11 protein-coding genes and 1 pseudogene are annotated in these 14,803 nt (G+C 45.8%); 9 read left to right on the top strand and 3 right to left on the bottom strand.

The genetic code is table 11. The features are described from left to right. Positions 1–80 precede the first annotated feature (80 nt). The 9 genes from E5358_RS06255 (at position 81) to alaS (ending at position 11,650) form a co-directional block, all read left to right on the top strand. Complete coding sequence (locus E5358_RS06255) at positions 81–842, top strand: ParA family protein (RefSeq protein WP_135939373.1); 762 nt, start codon at positions 81–83, stop codon at positions 840–842. Positions 843–845: 3 nt separating this feature from the next. Further along, positions 846–1,754, top strand: a complete 909-nt coding sequence (locus tag E5358_RS06250) for a ParB/RepB/Spo0J family partition protein (RefSeq protein WP_135939372.1) — start codon at positions 846–848, stop codon at positions 1,752–1,754. Between the two features lie 128 nt (positions 1,755–1,882). Beyond that, on the top strand, positions 1,883–2,596 hold the full coding sequence (locus E5358_RS06245; RefSeq protein WP_135939371.1) for a DUF5683 domain-containing protein: 714 nt from the start codon (positions 1,883–1,885) through the stop codon (positions 2,594–2,596). Between the two features lie 8 nt (positions 2,597–2,604). Then, positions 2,605–3,948 (top strand): lytic transglycosylase domain-containing protein, encoded by a 1,344-nt coding sequence (locus tag E5358_RS06240; protein WP_135939370.1) that lies wholly within the window; start codon positions 2,605–2,607, stop codon positions 3,946–3,948. Between the two features lie 56 nt (positions 3,949–4,004). Then, positions 4,005–6,263 carry a RelA/SpoT family protein gene (locus E5358_RS06235; RefSeq protein ID WP_135939369.1) on the top strand — a complete coding sequence of 753 codons (2,259 nt, stop codon included), beginning with the start codon at positions 4,005–4,007 and terminating at the stop codon, positions 6,261–6,263. A gap of 69 nt (positions 6,264–6,332) precedes the next feature. After that, complete coding sequence (locus E5358_RS06230; protein WP_135939368.1) at positions 6,333–7,349, top strand: pectinesterase family protein; 1,017 nt, start codon at positions 6,333–6,335, stop codon at positions 7,347–7,349. 63 nt (positions 7,350–7,412) lie between these two features. Next, positions 7,413–8,591 (top strand): MFS transporter, encoded by a 1,179-nt coding sequence (locus E5358_RS06225; RefSeq protein ID WP_135939434.1) that lies wholly within the window; start codon positions 7,413–7,415, stop codon positions 8,589–8,591. Between the two features lie 19 nt (positions 8,592–8,610). Then, a complete protein-coding gene (locus tag E5358_RS06220) occupies positions 8,611–8,958 on the top strand; it encodes a MerR family transcriptional regulator (RefSeq protein ID WP_135939367.1) in 348 nt (115 codons plus the stop codon). A 52-nt stretch (positions 8,959–9,010) separates the two neighbouring features. Then, entirely contained in the window at positions 9,011–11,650 is a 2,640-nt protein-coding gene (alaS, locus tag E5358_RS06215; protein WP_135939366.1) for an alanine--tRNA ligase, read from the top strand. A gap of 312 nt (positions 11,651–11,962) precedes the next feature. On the opposite strand, the pseudogene E5358_RS15315 reads toward alaS, so the two are convergent. From E5358_RS15315 to E5358_RS06200, 3 genes and pseudogenes are all read right to left on the bottom strand, one after another. Then, positions 11,963–12,088, bottom strand: a pseudogene (locus E5358_RS15315) (BspA family leucine-rich repeat surface protein); the annotation flags it as partial. 368 nt (positions 12,089–12,456) lie between these two features. After that, a complete protein-coding gene (locus tag E5358_RS06205) occupies positions 12,457–13,374 on the bottom strand; it encodes an alpha/beta hydrolase (protein ID WP_135939365.1) in 918 nt (305 codons plus the stop codon). A 327-nt stretch (positions 13,375–13,701) separates the two neighbouring features. Further along, on the bottom strand, positions 13,702–14,625 hold the full coding sequence (locus tag E5358_RS06200; RefSeq protein ID WP_135939364.1) for a magnesium transporter CorA family protein: 924 nt from the start codon (positions 14,623–14,625) through the stop codon (positions 13,702–13,704). Positions 14,626–14,803 lie beyond the last annotated feature (178 nt).

Below are 14,803 nucleotides of genomic sequence, written 5' to 3'. Positions count from 1 at the left end.
TCAAATAAAATCATTAACTTTGTACCCAAATATCCGGCACTTTGAGCCGGGGACAATGAAAAAAGATAATATTTCATATTATGGCAAAGATAATAGCTATCGCTAATCAGAAAGGTGGTGTGGGTAAGACTACGACTACGATTAACCTTGCTGCCTCATTGGCAACACTGGAGAAGTCTGTACTTGTCATTGATGCTGACCCACAGGCGAATGCGTCCAGTGGTCTTGGTGTTGACATCCAGGATGTGGAATGCTCCATATACGAGTGCATAATCAACCATGCGGACATCCGCGAGGCGATATACACGACAGACATTGAGGGACTGGATATTGTGCCAAGCCATATCAATCTTGTAGGTGCAGAGGTGGAGATGCTTAACGTTGACAAGCGTGAGATGATAATAAAGACAATGCTTGCACCGGTGGCAAACGAATATGACTATATCCTGATAGACTGTTCACCATCGCTCGGTCTTATCACGGTCAACTGTCTGACGGCAGCCAACTCAGTCGTCATTCCTGTGCAGTGTGAATACTTTGCGCTGGAGGGTATTACAAAACTGCTGAACACAATAAAGATTATAAAGACACGACTGAACCCGGCTTTGGAGATAGAGGGCTTCCTGCTGACGATGTATGACAGCCGCCTGAGATTGGCAAACCAGATATATGACGAGGTGAAACGCCATTTCCAGGAACTCGTGTTCAAGACTGTAATCCAGAGAAATGTGAAACTATCCGAGGCTCCAAGCCATGGAATCCCTGTCATCCTTTACGATGCGGACTCTAATGGAGCTAAAAACCATATAGCTCTTGCTAAGGAGATTATCAACAAGAAATAACAAATGGCAGTAAGAAAGAAATTCACCACGCTTGGACGTGGACTTGATGATATATCCGCTCCGGGAAAAGGATTGGGAGCATTGATTTCCACTAATGATGTGCAGACAGGCGGCTCGTCAATGATTAATGAGATTCCTATCACACAGATTGAACGGAATCCTGACCAGCCACGCCGTGACTTTGACCAAGAGGCACTTATGGAGCTTGCCGGCAGCATCCGAGAGATAGGCATAGTCCAGCCAATAACCCTCAGGCAGCTGTCCGAAAACCGTTACCAGATAATCGCCGGTGAACGCCGATGGCGTGCTTCCCAACTGGCAGGGTTGTCATCATTGCCGGCATATATCCGCACCATCAATGACGAGAATGTCATGGAGATGGCTCTCGTGGAGAATATCCAGCGTGAGGACCTCAATGCCATTGAAATAGCGTTGGGCTACCAGCATCTCATTGATAATACGGGCATGACCCAGGAAAGACTTGCCGAGCGTGTGGGAAAGAAGCGTACGACAGTCGCAAATTTCCTGCGATTGCTGAAACTTCCGGCACAGGTGCAGATGGCATTGCAGAAGAGGGATATTGATATGGGACACGCGCGTGCATTGCTTTCGCTTGATGACCCGAAGATGCAGATAAAACTGTTCAAGGATATAATAAAGAACAGTCTCTCAGTGCGCAAGGTGGAGGAACTTGTACAGCAGTTGAAGAATGGGGAGGATGTGGAGCTTGGCAAGAAGAAAGTGAAGGGAACTTCAGCTTTGCCAGAACCTCTTGAGGCTGTCCGCAGACATCTTGCAGAAAGAATAGGTCAGAAGGTCCAGCTTTCTTGTGGCAATAACGGAAAAGGAAAAATAACAATCCCTTTTGCCAATGAAGAGGAACTGCTGAGGATTCTGGACACGTTGAATTGATGGGCAGTGAGCATGAAGCAAAACCTTTGTGTTCTGACGAGATAAGAATACTCTATTAATATTAATGTATAGAGTGAAATGTTGTTTTGATAAATTCTGAGGAAAGTATTAAATTTATACTGAACATATTGCTTGTGCTGATTGTTGCCAATGCTGATGTGGCTGCACAGGAAGTTGCTGACACTACCTTCAAGAAAATGGAGATAGTGCAGGATTCTGTTGTTGGCAAGGATATGGAAAGCATACTGTTGCCTTCTTCAAACGACGAGAAGGCGGTGGAAGCAAAGGCTGAAAAGCAGGCAAAGGATTGGAACACATGGAAGCCGAATGTGAAAAAGGCGATGTGGATGGCTATTGTTATTCCCGGAGGAGGTCAGATTTATAACCGTAAATACTGGAAGCTCCCGATCGTCTATGGAGGATTTGTAGGCTGTGCTTATGCTTTGCGATGGAATGGACAGATGTATTCCGATTACGACAGGGCTTACCGTGATATGATTGACGGTGACCCGGCTACGGACAGTTACATGAAGTTCATACATCTTGGAAACACGGAAATGACTCAGGAACAGATTGTTGAGAGATACAAACCTGTATTCAAGTCCCGAAGGGATAAGTTCCGCAGGTGGCGTGACTTGAGCATATTCTGCATGATAGGTGTGTATGCGTTGTCCATTGTCGACGCGTATGTTGATGCCTCTCTCTCCGAGTTTGACATAAGTGATGATTTGACGATGAAGGTATCCCCTGCATTTATTGACGGAAGGGGACAGAAAATGGTGGCGTCGCGCAACAGCCTGCAGAATAATGGTGTGGGAGTGCGTTGCAAGTTGAACTTTTAAAAATGACTATGAATATAAAGAAATACATTACAGTGGCAGCTTTGTTGGCAGGTGGCGTCTGGGGGACAGCCACGGCACAGGTTGTTTACGTTGAAGATGAGGACAATGATGTAGTTGTTACGGACGATAATGGTGACGAAGAGAAGATAGAGGTTCCTGAAGCGATGATGCAGGACCTTGACTCACTTTTGAATTCTTATCACGTTCAGACTTATCTGAAACAGGATGAAGATTGCAACATGCGTGATGTTAATCCGTATTTTGAACCGGATGTTTACCGTGAGCGTCTACGCAGATTGCCGACCCTTATGGAAATGCCGTATAATGAGGTCGTGCAGAAATTCATAGAGCGTTATGCCACAAAATTGCGCCGTTCCGTAAGTCTTATGCTCGGTGCCAATAATTTCTATATGCCGATATTTGAGCAGGCATTGGAGACGTATGGTATGCCATTGGAGTTGAAGTATCTTCCTGTCATAGAGTCTGCATTGAATCCAAGGGCAGTCTCCCGTGTCGGAGCTACCGGACTTTGGCAGTTCATGCTTACAACAGGAAAGCAGTATGGTCTGAAAGTGAACACCTTGGTTGACGAACGCCGTGACCCGGAGAAGGCTTCCTATGCCGCAGCACATTACTTGCGTGACCTTTATCGTATTTTCGGAGACTGGAATCTCGTGATTGCTGCTTACAATGCCGGACCGGAGTCTATCAACAGGGCAATTCATCGTGCCGGTGGGGTGAAGGACTATTGGAAGATTTATCCTTATCTCCCCAAAGAGACAAGAGGATATGTTCCGGCGTTCATTGCCGCAAACTATATCATGAATTATTATTGCGAGCACAATATCTGTCCAATGGTGACAACATTGCCGGTCAAGACGGACACGGTAATGGTCACTCGTGATGTTCATTTGGAGCAGGTTGCCAAAGTCTTGGATATAGACATGGATGAACTTTGTGCCATAAATCCTCAGTACAGGCATAACATTGTCCCGGGCTCTGCGGAACCGTCACCTATCCGCCTCCCATTGTCGTACGTCAACATGTTTATAGACAGGGAGGATTCCATTTATGCTTACCGCGCTGATGAGTTGCTGCAAAAGCGTACGGAAGTGGAGGTTGCCGATGTGGTGATGTCCACACGCCGAGAGTCTGTTTCATACAAACGTTCTAAAGGGCGGGGCAGCAAACGGAGCAGAAGAGGACGTGGAGCAAAAAGTGTGACAATAAAGAGCGGTCAGACATTGTCCGAAATAGCTCGCAAAAACAACACTACTGTAGCCAAACTGAAGAAACTGAACCGCATCTCCGGAACTAATATCCGTGCCGGCAAGAAACTTAGGGTGAGGTGACGTGTCTGATTGAATCATCTTTGGAAATCTGAATTTCATATAGTACAATACAGTCTATGGCAGAAGATATTCTCAAGAGAACGGATGACGAGAGCATGGTTGATGCAGCTTTCCGTAAATTACTGGACTGCTATATGCAATCATCCCATCGTCAGAAAGTGGACATCATAACGCAGGCGTTCAATTTCGCACGCCAGGCGCATCGTGGTGTACGTCGTCTATCGGGCGAGCCGTACATCATGCATCCACTTGCTGTGGCTTATATTGCCTGTAAGGAAATGGGGCTCGGCTCTACAAGTATCTGTGCTGCATTGCTGCATGATGTTGTGGAGGACACGGATTACACCATTGATGATATTGAAAGCATTTTCGGTTCGAAGATAGCCACGATTGTCAACGGACTGACAAAGATTTCCGGTGGCATATTCGGTGACAAAGCATCTGCACAGGCAGAGAACTTCAAGAAGCTGCTGTTGACCATGAGTGATGACATCCGTGTCATACTTATAAAAATATGTGACCGTCTTCACAATATGCGAACACTTGCATCTCAGCCTGCAAACAAGCAATATAAGATTGCCGGTGAGACGCTGTACATCTATGCTCCGTTGGCGAATCGCCTGGGTCTTAACAAGATAAAGACGGAACTTGAAGACCTGAGTTTCCGCTATGAGCATCCGGAAGAGTATGAGAACATCTGCAGGAAACTCAAATCCACGCAGGAACAGCGTGACATGCTCTTTGATGAGTTCACCTCACCGATACGTGCTGCTCTTGACAAAATGGGAATGCAGTATGAGATTAAGGCAAGAGTCAAAAGTCCGTACTCCATTTGGAACAAGATGCGCAACAAGCATGTCACGTTTGACGAGATATATGACATACTTGCCGTGCGTATCATCTGCAGTCCCCGTGAGGGCGAAGATGAGATAAATGAGTGCTTCCAGATATATGTTGCTGTCAGCAAACTGTACAAGGCTCATCCTGACCGCCTCCGCGACTGGCTTAACCATCCGAAGGCTAATGGTTATCAGGCTCTTCATGTAACCCTGATGTCTCTGCTTGGCAGATGGATAGAGGTGCAGATACGCTCAAAGCACATGGATGAGATTGCCGAGCAGGGATTTGCCGCACATTGGAAATATAAGGCAGGAGAGAACAGCCCTGACGATGAGCGTGACAAAGAGTTGAACGACTGGCTGCGCACAATCAAGGAAATCCTTGATGATCCGCAGCCGGATGCAATGGATTTCCTTGACACGATAAAGCTGAACCTGTTTGCAAGCGAGATATTTGTCTTCACTCCCAAGGGTGAGATTGTCACCATGCCGGCAGAATGTACAGCTTTGGATTTCGCATACAATATCCATACGTTCATCGGCAGCCACTGTATAGGTGCAAAAGTCAATCATAAACTTGTGCCGTTAAGCCATAAACTGCAGTCCGGTGACCAAGTGGAGGTGTTGACATCGAAAGCACAGCACGTACAGCCTGAATGGATAAACTTTGTGTTTACAGCGAAGGCAAAAGGCAAGATTCAAGCTCAATTGCGTCGTGACGAAAAAGTCATACGCAGTGAAGGCGAAGAGATGCTGCGTCAATGGTTCAAGGAACATGACACGGAAATGACGGTGTCTCTTGTTGACAAGCTTTGTGACCTTTTGGAAGTGCATAAGCATGACCAACTGTATCTGGGAATAGGACGTAAGTCTTTTGTGCTTGACGATGTTTTGCACAAGAAACTCACAGGCAAGAAACGAAAGGCTGTTGACATTGCAGGCTGGCGCAAGTATGTCCCTTTCATAAAAGCTGAGAAAAAGAAAGCTGTCAAGACTGAGGATAAATTCATAGTCACAGATGATTTTGACAAGAAAAAGCCTGTATATCTCACGGAGGAGACAATCGGCAAATACATATTCCCGGACTGCTGCCATGCCATTCCGGGTGATGACATATTAGGATATATAGACAACAAGAACCGGATAAAGATTCATCGTCGTGACTGTCCTGTAGCAATACGTCTGAAGTCAAGCTATGGCAATCGTATTGTTGACGCAAAGTGGGGAATGCATAACCAAATGCTTTTCGATGCGGGAATCTTTGCGAAAGGAATAGACAGAATCGGCTTGTTGAAGGATGTGACGCAGATACTTTCTGACGAGCTGCAATTGAACATAAAGTCTGTAAACATAAATTGTGAGAACGAACTTTTTGAGGCACATTTCGCAATCAGAGTTCACCACCGTGCCGAGGTTCAGGACATAATAAAGAAATTGCGTGGCATTCAGGGAATAGAGGAAATCTCTATGGAGTGAACTGCAAGCCAAATACACAATAATAAATAGGAATAGCTAATAGAATAAAATACCAAAATCTATAAAATCATGAATTACTTTGGAAAGATATTGCTGGCATTCGTTGCCCTGATGAATGTCGTTGCCCTTCAGGCTGCCAATAAGTATGATAACCCGGACACACTGTTTGTTGCTCGTGACGGCACGGCAGAGTTCCGCAATGTTGCGGAAGCGATAGAGGTTTGCCGCGCCTTTATGGACTACCATAAGGTGATTTTCGTAAAGAAAGGCATTTACAAGGAGAAGATTGATGTTCCGACATGGCTCACCAATATAGAGATATGTGGCGAAGACCGTGACAACACCATCATCACATGGGATGACCATGCAAACGTGAAACAGCCTGAAACCGGCAAGCCAATGGGGACTTTCCGCACTTTCACTGTGAAGATAACCGGTTCAAACATAACGTTCAAGAACATTACGATTGAGAACAACTCCGCACGACTCGGTCAGGCTGTAGCCCTGCATGTAGAGGGAGACAAATGTGTGTTCCTGAACTGCCGCTTCCTTGGTCATCAGGACACAATCTATACAGGTCGCGGAGGCGCACTCCAATATTTCAAGGACTGCTACATAGAGGGGACAACAGACTTCATTTTCGGTCCTTCTACAGTATGGTTTGAGCATTGCGACATCGTGAACAAGTCTGATTCTTATGTCACAGCAGCGTCTACTCCGAAAGACCAAAAGTACGGATATGTCTTCAACAACTGCAAGATAACCTGCCTTACCGGTGAGGCTGCTGCAAAGAGCAACCGTGGAGGGCAGCCAATCAAGAAATGCTATCTTGGCCGTCCGTGGCGTCCTTACGGCTACACTCTGTTCATGAATTGCGAGTTGGGAGCACACATTCTCCCTCAGGGCTGGCATAACTGGGGCAATAAGGAAAACGAAAAGACTGCCCGTTACTTGGAGTACAACAACCGTGGGGAAGGCGCGAAGACCGAAGGCCGTGTTGCATGGGCAAAGCAACTGACAAAGAAAGAGGCTGCAAAGATAACACCGGCAGAGGTGTTCGGCGGTGATACCGAGTGGCTCAGATAAATATTAGGTAAAAGATTCACCGATAGACAACAGTCGGAAAACAGTAGGGATAACTTGATAGTGATGGAGACTTTGTGGAACAGGAATTATGTGAAGGCATTGACAGCGAATTTCATGCTGTACTTTTCCTTCATGCTGATAGTGCCGATTCTGCCATTGTATCTTGCTGATACGTATGGAGCAGGGAAGCATACCATTGGTATTGTGCTGTCAGGATATACCATAACCGTCATGCTGGTGCGCCCTTTCAGCGGATACATAGTTGACAGTTTTGACAGGAAGAAGGTGCTGACAGCATGCTATGGCGTGATGTTCATCCTCTTCGGCGGATACCTTATAGGAGGCTCGCTACTGCTGTTCACACTTGTAAGGACACTCCATGGAGCTCCTTACGGTGCGACGACAATCGCCAACAGCACTGTGGCAATAGACGTCCTGCCGTCATCGCGCCGTGCGGAAGGCATCGGCTACTACGGATTGTCCAACAATCTTGCAACGGCGTTGAGTCCTTCTGTAGGCATACTGATATACGATGTCACACATGATTTCCGAATCCTGTTCGCACTATCCATGCTTGTCAGCGGAATAGGACTGCTCGTAGCTTCCTCAATCAAGGTCAAGTCCAAGGAATGCACGCAAAAAGTGGAACTGCCGAAGATGAAGCTCGACCGCTTCTTCCTTACAAAAGGATGGAGCCAGGCACTGATAACCTGCTGCTTCGGACTGAGTTACGGCATCCTCTCCACCTATCTTGCCATCTACGGGCGTGAGCGGTTGGGAATAACAAGCGGCACGGGAATGTATTTCCTGATATTGAGTGTCGGCCTGATGCTTTCGCGTCTGCAAGGAGCAAAAGCATTGCGCGACGGCAACATAACCCATAATGCAGCCGTCGGCGTGAGTATTTCTGTCTTCGGCTACATCTTGTTTGCCGCTGTTCCTGACCTGTGGGCATACTACGCCTCGGCGTTGATTATCGGTCTTGGCAACGGTCACATGTTTCCTGCGGTACAGACAATGTTTGTCAATCTTGCGCCGAATAGTCTGCGCGGTACGGCAAACTCCACGCTGTACACATCATGGGATGCCGGTGTGGGACTTGGAGTAGTGTTCGGCGGCATATTGGCGGAGATGTTCGGCTATGGGTCGGCATTCCGGCTTGGAGCAGCCGTGAACTTGTTCGGCGTGGTGTTCTTCTTCACCTACGTCCGCAATAGTTTTGAACGGAATCGATTACGATAACCCCTCTATTTATACAGTTATGGCATTGAATACAAATAAGAAGCTAAAGCTCTACTACTCAATAAAGGAAGTGGCAAAGATGTTTGACGTTTCCGAAAGTCTTCTCCGCTATTGGGAGACAGAGTTTCCTACTCTCCATCCGAAGACCACATCGAACAATGTGCGCCAATACACTGAAGCGGACATAAAGCAGATTCGCAACATCCATAACCTTGTCAAGGTGCGTGGATTCAAGATTGCGGCAGCACGCAAGATGATTCTTAAGAACCCGACTGTTGTTGATAAGAGTACGGAGATTCTTAATACCCTTGTCTCTGTCCGTGACGAACTTAAATCGATTCGCAAACAATTGGATACTTTGCAGTGAAGTGAATCTTGGAATATGACAATTGATAATAAAAAGATATAAACAAAAATATATGATGACAGCAAATGAAATCCGTGACTCATACAAGAAGTATTTTGAGTCAAAGGGACATGCCATTGTGCCAAGTGCACCAATGGTGGTGAAGGATGACCCGACATTGATGTTCACCAATGCGGGCATGAACCAATGGAAGGATATAATTCTCGGAACACGTGACCCTGAGCCACGCCGTCGTGCTGACTCTCAGAAATGTCTGCGAGTATCAGGCAAGCACAACGACCTTGAAGAGGTAGGACATGATACATATCATCATACAATGTTTGAGATGCTCGGCAACTGGTCTTTCGGAGATTATTTCAAGGAAGGTGCCATTGACATGGCTTGGGAGTATCTGGTAGACGTGTTGAAAATAAATCCTGCTGACCTTTATGTTACAGTTTTTGAGGGCGATGAGAAAGAAGGACTTGTGCGTGATGATGAGGCCGCAGGTTATTGGATGAAACATGTGCCTGCCGACCATATAATCAATGGTAATAAACATGACAATTTTTGGGAGATGGGCGATACAGGACCTTGTGGCCCTTGCTCTGAGATTCATCTTGACTCCCGCACTTCTGAGGAAAAAGCCAGGACTCCCGGACGTGAGCTGGTAAATAAAGATAATCCACAAGTGATTGAAATATGGAATATTGTTTTCATGCAGTATGAACGCAAGGCTGACGGACATCTGGAACCATTATCAATGAATGTCATAGATACCGGTATGGGTTTTGAGCGTCTTGTGCGTGCCATTCAGGGAAAGAACTCTAATTACGATACTGACATATTCCAGCCGATTATCAAGGAAATATGCCGTTTGTCAGGCAAGGAATATGGCAAGGAGGAAGAGACAGACGTTGCTATGCGCGTTATCGCTGACCATTTGCGTGCCGTTGCATTCTCAATAGCCGATGGACAGCTGCCTTCCAATGCCAAGGCAGGTTACGTTATCCGTCGTATCCTCCGCCGCGCAGTGCGCTATGCCTACACATTCCTTGACCAAAAGGAGGCATTCATGTTCAAGCTCCTCCCTGTGCTCATCCGGGAGATGGGTTCTTCCTATCCGGAACTGCCGGGACAGCGCGAACTTATCGGCCGTGTGATAAAGGAAGAGGAGGATTCCTTCCTCCGCACTCTCGACAAGGGCATCTCCATGCTTACCGATGCTGTCGACGCTCTGAAGGCAGAGGGCAAGACAGTCCTCGACGGCTCAAAGGCTTTCCGCCTGTTCGACACCTACGGTTTCCCTCTCGACCTTACCGAACTCATCTGCCGTGAGGCAGGCATAGAGGTGGACGAGAACCGGTTCAATGTGGAGATGGAAGCCCAGAAAGCTCGTGCACGCAATGCCGCGCAGGTGGAGAACGGCGACTGGAACACTGTCGGCGACTTTGACATCAACGAGGAGCAGAAGTTTGTCGGATATGACTTCTCTGAGTATAATTGTCACATCACCCGCTACCGTATGGTGAAGCAGAAGAAGAACACTTTCTATGAGCTTGTTCTTGACAATACTCCTTTCTATGGCGAAATGGGCGGTCAAGTCGGTGAACAAGGTGTCCTTGTAAGTGAAAGTGAGACAGTCGCAATTATTGACTCAAAGCGTGAGAACGGACAGACTGTCCATATTGTGAAAGAACTTCCGAAAAACATGGAAGCAGAGTTCATGGCGTGCGTAGATATTGATAAGCGTGACGCATCAGCTGCCAACCATACAGCGACCCACCTTCTTGACTATGCCCTGAAGCAAGTTCTTGGCGACCATGTAGAGCAGAAAGGCTCCTATGTTTCTCCGGATACACTGCGTTTTGATTTCGCTCATTTCGAGAAAGTTAGTGATGAGCAGCTTCGTGAGGTGGAACGCATTGTCAATTCTATGATTAGAGAAGACATCCATCAGCAGGAACATCGTGACACTCCTATAGAAGAAGCCAAGAAACTTGGTGCCATAGCCCTCTTTGGTGAGAAATATGGAGATAAAGTTCGTGTCATACAGTTCGGTCCTTCCGTAGAATTCTGTGGCGGTATGCACGCAACCTCTACCGGACGTATAGGAATGTTAAAGATACTTTCGGAGGCATCCGTTGCGGCTGGTATCCGTCGTATAGAGGCTGCTACTGGCAAGAACTGGGAAGAGCGCTGCTATGTGATGGAGGACACCATCAAGGACATCAAGGCTCTCTTTAACAATGCCAAGGACCTTCACACAGCCATCGAGAAGTTCATCTCCGAGAATGCTGACCTCAAGAAGCAGGTCGAGTCCTTCAAGGCACAGCAGGTAGAACGTCTGAAGACAGCCCTTGTCGAGAAGGGTCACCACGCTACTGACGGCACAACAGTCATTAATACTGTAATCAGTATGGATGCCGCTGCAGCAAAAGATCTTGTTTTCAAAATCCGTGAAGCAGTTCCAGAGAAGCTTATCTGTGTTATCGGAGCTGAGTCACAGGGCAAGCCATCGCTGAACATCATGCTTTCCGACGATATTGTCGCTACAGGTCTGAACGCCGGCAAGCTTGTGCGTGAGGCTGCGAAGCTCATCCAGGGTGGCGGCGGCGGTCAGCCACACTTCGCTCAGGCAGGCGGAAAGAATGCCGATGGTTTGCATGAGGCTTGCAACAAGGTTCTCGAACTTATAAAGCAGGCTCAGTAATCATTTGTATGGTATATTGCATAATATAAGGAAAATAGTGCAGGAAACGGGATTCTCTTTATGGGATTCCCGTTTCTTTGATTCTCACGTCACACTTTTGAAACAAGTATCCATAGAGCATATTTTACATGGTCTTCACGGTAACTATTCAGTGAATAATTCTATCATTTGAAGCTTTCCTGATGATAAGACTATTCAAATAGATAGAGAATCTAAGAAGTTTTGTGTAAATAGAAAGAAGCGATGTCTGATTTTCATAAAAATCTTCTATCTTTTCTATTTGTAAATTATATAAATAACTGATTATCAAACTTAATGAATTGCTGAATAGTTATTCTTAACGTTACTTGTGTTAAAATTGCTCAAATCAAGTGATGTTATAGAAACGCAGTCGGAGAATAATGCATCCATATCCGTCACATTGCTTGTGTTGAGATTTTATAGACCGGATATTGTCACAAGGGAGTGGCTGTAAGCGAAATTAATTGAATAATGATGTAAGCCTTGCCTGTGAAAAAGAAGTATCGAAGACAGCTTCTGTAATACTGTCTCTATATGTATTACCAGTCCATTTCAGTTTCGTCAGGCATGTTGCTTCAGAGTTAATAAATATATTTCTATTCTTTGTCTATTTCATAAAAAAGAATTCCTCTATAAATTTATTGATGCACGGCAAGTGCTGGCGTAACTAATTGTATGGAATTGTGCTATACTGAAAACTTTATTGTATTACAGGCGTTTATCATGAGTGAGCGAAGAAGTGATGTGGCATTGGACTGAGTGCCAGACTATCTCAAAAATGATTTTCATTGCGAAAATCCGATACTCCTTAGCCATTTTATGGCAAGCATCGTCCATGTTGAAGTCATGTCCGGGTTGTTTGTCAGATTGATGCCATGTCCTCCTTTAGGGTATATATGCAGTGAAGAGTTGCCCACATTATGTTCTTTCAGTGCTTTAAAGTATAGTATGCTGTTTAAGCAAGATACAGTACGGTCATCTGCTGCGTGTACGATAAATGCAGGCGGGGTAGTTTCCTGAACACGATTCTCACATGAAAACATTGTTCTGATGCTGTCATTGCAGATGCTTCCTAACAGATTCTCCCGGCTGCTTTTATGTGTATATGTCTCCATGGATATGACTGGTGATATCAGCATGGTGAAATTTGGTCTGGTTGCTATGGTGTCAAGTGAATCGCCGGTGGTTTCGCATATATCATCCATTGTTGAGAGGCATGCGGCAAGATGACCTCCGGCCGAACATCCCCATGTCCCGATTTTGTCCTTATCTATATTGTACGTAGCATGATTGCCTCTTATTATTTTCATGGCTCTCTGTGCGTCTTCTAAAGGTATGTTATAAGACGATGCGGATTCCCCGGCCATAGGCAGCCTGTATTTTAATACGAAAGCCGTGATGCCAATAGTGTTGAACCACTTGGCAATCTCGAAACCGCTTAGTCTGTATGCCTGATGAGCATATCCTCCTCCGGGAATAATTAGCACAGCACTTCCGTTTCTTGTAAATGCAGAAGGACGAAAAACATATATCCCGGGAGTCCTTACCTTATAAATAATTTCATTATTCATGCTGTCTTTTGTGCTTACACATTTATTGTACTGACTGTTACCTCCGTGCCATAATGGTATGAACTCCTGTCCGGAAGTTTCAAGTGTGCAGAAGCATACAGCTGTCAATGATAATAGGAATGTTTTTATCATTTGAAAAATGTTTGGATAGTTACATAGCCGGCGGTTGTCAAATGATAGCGGCTATGATTTCAATTGTGACAGAATGTTGTTGTTTGTTAAGAGATGATAGCACTCCTCTGTGTTCATGTTGGCATATAACGTCATTGCACTTATTCTTGATGTCATGATTCCCGAGTGACAAGTCTGTTTCTTTTATATCATTGTCCATTGGACATGACTATTTATGTTATAGTTGGACATGCTTTTTTCGGTCATGAATCAGATAATAGGAATTTGCTGTAAGGCACATTTGTATTGTCGTTGCTATCTGTCATGGCAGTCTTTGTGCCATGTGCTTTAAATCAACTGTTTCCATTTTAATGCTGCCCAGCTGGCGATGCTGACGAAGATGGAGATGAACAGGGCGATGGCAAAGCCAAGCGGATTATTCTCCATGCCGTTGACAAGATTCATGCCGAAGAGGGATGCAATGAGAGTGGGGAACATCATGATTATCGTCACTGAGGTAAGCGTACGCATGGTGGTGTTCATGTTGTTGTTGATGATACCGCGGTAAGTCTCCATTGTCGATTCAAGGATGTTCGAATAGATGTTCGTTGTCTCGCGTGCCTGTGACATCTCGATGTTGACATCCTCGATGAGGTCGGCGTCAAGCTCGTCCACCTGCAGCTTGAATTTCAGCTTTGCCATAAGATTCTCATTACCACGGATGGATGTCTGGAAATAGGTCAGGGAGTCCTGCAGGCGTGAGAGACCGATAAGAGCCTCGTTGTCCACATCCTCCATGTCCTTCTTTGCCTGGTCGATGCGCTGTGAAATCTGCTTCAGGCGTTTCAGATACCACACCGCACTGCTGAGGAAAAGCCTGAAAATCATGTCCACATAGTCCGTGAATCCTTCGCCTCTGCGCTTGTGGAAACTGATGAAGTCTATCATCATGTTTGTCTCGAAGTTGCAGACGGTGATGGTGACATCGCGCTTGTGGATGATGCCGAGAGGCACGGTGGTGTATGGTGTGCGTGACCTTATCTCCTTGACATAAGGTATGCGGAGGATGATAAGCATCCATCCGTCGTCGTATTCATAGCGCGCCCTCTCGTCGTTATCGGCGATGTCGGAAAGGAAATAATCGGGAATCTTGTATGTCTCTTCCAAGTGACGGCGGTCCTCGTCGGTAGGACAAGTCACCTGTATCCAGCAGTTTGGCTGCCATTCATCAATCTGTTTCAGCTGATGCTCGGTATTCCAATAATTCTTCATAATTTGTAAGCCTTTTTTTACACAAAACATTTCCTGAGGCCTACAATCCCAAAGGTCGTATCCCCAGAATCACATGGTTTCGTTTTCCGGATGATAATCGTCCATTTCTTGTTCTTATTGGTTAAACATGAGTATAAAGAAAACTACCTTTACACCGAAATCAGGTGCAAAGGTAGTA

Origin of the sequence: Palleniella muris, from assembly GCF_004792655.1 — a bacterium.
GTDB classification, from domain to species: Bacteria; Bacteroidota; Bacteroidia; order Bacteroidales; family Bacteroidaceae; genus Prevotella; species Prevotella muris_A.
This window is presented reverse-complemented; position numbering and strand designations above follow the sequence as displayed.